Here is a 4,150-nt window from a genome sequence, read left to right on the forward strand (position 1 = left end):
CAGCGCACAACAGATCGAGACTGAAGCGGCCTCCTGGCTGGTGGTGCTCGGCCGTGAGCAGGTCAGTGCCGAAGATCGCATGGAGTTCAAGCGATGGCTGCGGCAGAGCGAACGGCACCGCGCAGCTTTTGACACACTCAGCGCGCTCTGGGGCGAGATGGAGATATTGAAGGAGCTGGAGGACATCGGCGAAGCGATGACTCAGACGCCCGAGTTGCGGCCGCCCTTGATGCAAAGGCGCGGCTTTCTCGCTGCCGCAGCTTCCGTGCTGTTGATGGTTACAGCTGGCGGTACGGCTTATTGGCATCATCTCCGTGGCCTGGATCAGGTTGCGGCATTCGAGACGGCCATCGGTGAGCAGCGCACTGTCGAACTGGTGGATGGCTCTTCCGTCGAGATCAATACGAACAGCAGTGTTCGCGTTGCATTCTCGCGCGGCGAGCGAGCCGTCGAACTGATACGAGGCGAGGCGCACTTCGCCGTTGCCAAAGATAAATCGCGACCCTTCACGGTGAGAGCAGGTAGCACTGTCGTCGAAGCCGTCGGCACAGCGTTCACGGTGCGACGACGCGACGGCGAGCTGGTCGAAGTCACAGTGGAGGAGGGCACCGTCGCGCTCGGGTCGACTCAGTCGCCCGCCACTCCCAAGAACGCTTTGCCAGACGCGACACCACATGCACACCTGACCGCAGGTCAAAGCGTGCTGTTGAATGAAGCGGTGGAAACGGTGCGCCAGCTGCCGAAGGTGGAACTGGATCGCAAGCTCGCCTGGCGCAAAGGCGTGCTCGTCTATTCTGGCGAGCCGCTGCAAGAGGTCATCGATGAGATCAGTCGTTACACCGACCTCAAAATCGAGATCGTCGATCCGGCGCTCGCAGCCAAACCGGTGGCGGGTTACTTCCCGGTGTCGCTCATCGACGGAGTGTTCCAAGCGCTGCATCTCAAGTTCGGTATTCACGTCGAACGCATCGACTCGACTCACGTGCGACTCTCATCGGCTGGTTAAGCGTCTTTCAAGAAAATGCCCACGCGTACTGTGGATCTGCGACCAGCCGGCATCCTACATAGTAAGGCCGGTGGTGAGAGCACTTCGGTGTGCTGATCGCAGGGCCAACTAAGAGGATGGGGACACGCGCACGCCGCAACATGCTGGCGTGGCTCGCGGCAGTGATGTGCGCCTGCCTGAGTGCGGTGGGCAATGCTCAGGATGTCGAGAAGGTTTATGACTTCGACATTCGTGAGCAGGCGCTCGGTGCGGCGCTAGCCAGCATCGCTCGACAGACGGATCTGATCGTTCTTTTTCCTCAAGAGTTGGCCGGCAAGACGGGCATGAAGCCGGTCGTGGGTCGGTACACAGCGCGCGAAGCAATCATGATTTTGTTTCGCGACACGCAGTTCTCCGGCGGCCTGACGGAACACGGGGTGATCTACATCTCGGTCTCCGACACAACACAGGCGCGCATTGGGGAGGACGACATGGCGAATCGGCAAGGGCATAAGTCGGTATGGGCGAGCGTGGCAGCACTGCTGTTTGGCAGCGGCGTGCATGCGCAGGGCGTTGATCGCGATGCTGGGGGCGGTATCGAAGAAATAATCGTTACTGCACAGAAGCGCTCCGAACGTTTGCAGGACGTTCCAGTGCCGGTCTCGGTGGTGTCCACGCGGGCGCTGGTCGACACCAATCAGCTACGTTTGCAGGACTATGCTACGAGAATTCCCGGGCTGAGCGTAGGCACGGCGACGTCGGGCGTGAATCAGACTGTGACCATTCGCGGCCTGTCTTCGGGCTCCAATCCGACGGTCGCCATTCTCATCGACGATGTGCCGTTCAGCGGCAACACCGGCCCTACCGCAGGACTGGCTACTCCGGAGATCGATCCGGGTGATCTGGAGCGGATCGAGGTGCTGCGCGGACCGCAGGGCACGCTTTACGGCGCGAGCAGCTTGGGCGGCCTCATCAAGTACGTCACTGTTGATCCGTCTACAGAAGCGTTTCAAGGGCGCGTGGGTGTCGGCACTACCAGCGTCACCAACGGCCACAAACTGGGTTACAGCTTTCGCGGCTCCGTCAACCTGCCGATCAGTGAGTCGCTGGCCGTGGGTCTCAGCGGCTTCACTCGCATGGAGCCAGGCTTCGTGGACGATCCGGTGCTGGGGGCACGCGGCGTTGATGAGCAGGAGGTGCGCGGCGGCCGTGTGTCGGCGTTGTGGCGTCCAGCCCAGGGGTGGGCTTTAAAGTTGAACGCCATTTTTCAGGATCACGAAGCGCATGGTGTCAGCGACGTCGACGTGGCGCTGGGAGAGTTCGAGCAGTCTCGGCCACGGGGCGGCACGGGTTACGAAAAGAAGTTTCAGTCCTACAGCGCGACCCTGACGGGGCAGCTGGGGCAATTCGAACTCACTTCAATCACCGGTTACAACCGCCAGCAAGCGGACTTTCTGGTGGACTTGAGTTTCCTGAGCTTTCTGTTCGGCACGGACAGCAACGGGCAACCGGTCAACGCGGTGGCGCAGCGCAGCCGGTTTGGCGACATCGAACGATTCACTCAAGAACTGCGCGTCGCGACTTCGCTGGGCAGCAAGGTCGACGCGTTGTTCGGCGGCTATTTCACCACCCAGGATGCCTTGCTCACGTACACCGGTCAGGCGGTGGATCGTACTTCGGGCGCAGCGATCGACAATGCCTACCGTTTCATTTTGAACGCACCGGGCAGCTACGAGGAGTACGCGGGGTTCGCCAACTTGACCTTCCATGCCACCGAGCGCTTGGACGTGCAGTTGGGCGGCAGGCAGACCTGGATCAAACAATCCGACCAGAGCACCACCACCCAGAACATTTTTATCGGCGGCGGGCCGCTCGTGACCAGTGTCGGTGCCACCAATCGTGCCAATCCGGAAGAGTTCACCTACCTGCTGACGCCGAGCTTCAAGGTATCGCCGGAACTGATGATCTACAGCCGTCTGGCATCGGGCCATCGTGTCGGCGGCTCCAACGCCGCCAGCTGTCTGCTCGCTCCGGTGCCGTGTCATTACAACCCCGATCGTTCCGAAAACTATGAGTTCGGTGTGAAGGGCGATTTCCTGAACCGTGCGCTGACGGTGGATGCCTCGCTTTATTACATCTCGTGGCAGGACATTCAGGTGAGCTTGGTTTCGAGCGGCATCTCTTATGTGTCCAACGCGGGCAAAGCCAAGAGCCAGGGCGTGGAGTTGGCGTTGGAAGGCCGGCCGCTGGAAGGACTCACGATCGGTGGCTGGGTGGTGTGGAACGATGCAGTGCTGACCGAGAATTTCCCCATCACCAGTACCGTCAGAGGGCGTCGGGGCGATCGTTTGCCGCTGGGCATGGAATGGTCGGGTCGCTTGTCGGTGGATCAGACGTTTGGTCTGGGCAAAGACTTTTCCGGATTCGTCGGCGCCGCTGCCAACTACGTGGGTGAACGCGCCTCGGCCATCGGCTCCACCGGCTTGTTCAACTCTCCTTCGTATACCAGAGTGGATGCCAGCGCCGGCGTGCGCTCGCGCTCCGGTGCTTGGGCAGTCAATCTGTTCGTCACGAACCTGACGGATGAGCGTGGCACGCACACGGGCAATCCTGCGGCCGGCACGGTGATTTATATCCAGCCGCGCACTGTGGGTCTCAATGCCACTCATTCATGGTAAGCGTCGTGACTGTGCTGCGACAGATCAGGAGACTGGTGGCGGGTCTTCTGATGTGCACACCGCTGTTCACGACGTTCGCGCTCGCCAAGCCGCCGTTGCCGCCGAACGCTCATGCAACCTGGCCGTCGGTGGGCGAGGCTCAAATCAGCGACGACGGCCGATTCGCGACTTACGCGATTGTTGAAGGTGCACGGCCATCGAAGCTGATGGTCGTGTCCACTGACGCGCGTTGGAAATTGGAGCTGCCGGCGGCAGCCTCGTCCCGATTCGCCTGTGAGCGCGTGAACGACTGCGGTGTGCTGGTCTTCCAGAAAACCGACGGAGGACTGGGGCTCGTTGCGCTCGGCACCCAGTCAGTCGAGCTGCTGGGGAGCATCGATGCATACAAGCTGTCCGAGAATAGCGGTCGCTGGCTGGCTTATCTGCTGAAGGGGCCCGAGCGCGAACTGCGGATCAGAGATCTGTCGACGCGCCGAGAACTCCGCTT

At 61.0% G+C, this 4,150-nt stretch carries 3 protein-coding genes; all 3 read left to right on the forward strand.

What is annotated here, in order from left to right; translation table 11 throughout:
* Window positions 1–1,006 (forward strand): FecR family protein (locus JNL55_RS15630; protein WP_293855221.1); only part of this gene is annotated, 1,006 nt, incomplete at its 5' end.
* A 116-nt stretch (window positions 1,007–1,122) separates the two neighbouring features.
* Complete coding sequence (locus JNL55_RS15635; protein ID WP_293855224.1) at window positions 1,123–3,663, forward strand: TonB-dependent receptor; 2,541 nt, start codon at window positions 1,123–1,125, stop codon at window positions 3,661–3,663.
* Between the two features lie 50 nt (window positions 3,664–3,713).
* Window positions 3,714–4,150, forward strand: a 437-nt coding sequence (locus JNL55_RS15640; RefSeq protein WP_293855227.1) for a hypothetical protein, incomplete at its 3' end; no start/stop codon positions are given.

The sequence above is a fragment of the Steroidobacter sp. genome (assembly GCF_016790065.1).
GTDB lineage: Bacteria > Pseudomonadota > Gammaproteobacteria > Steroidobacterales > Steroidobacteraceae > Steroidobacter.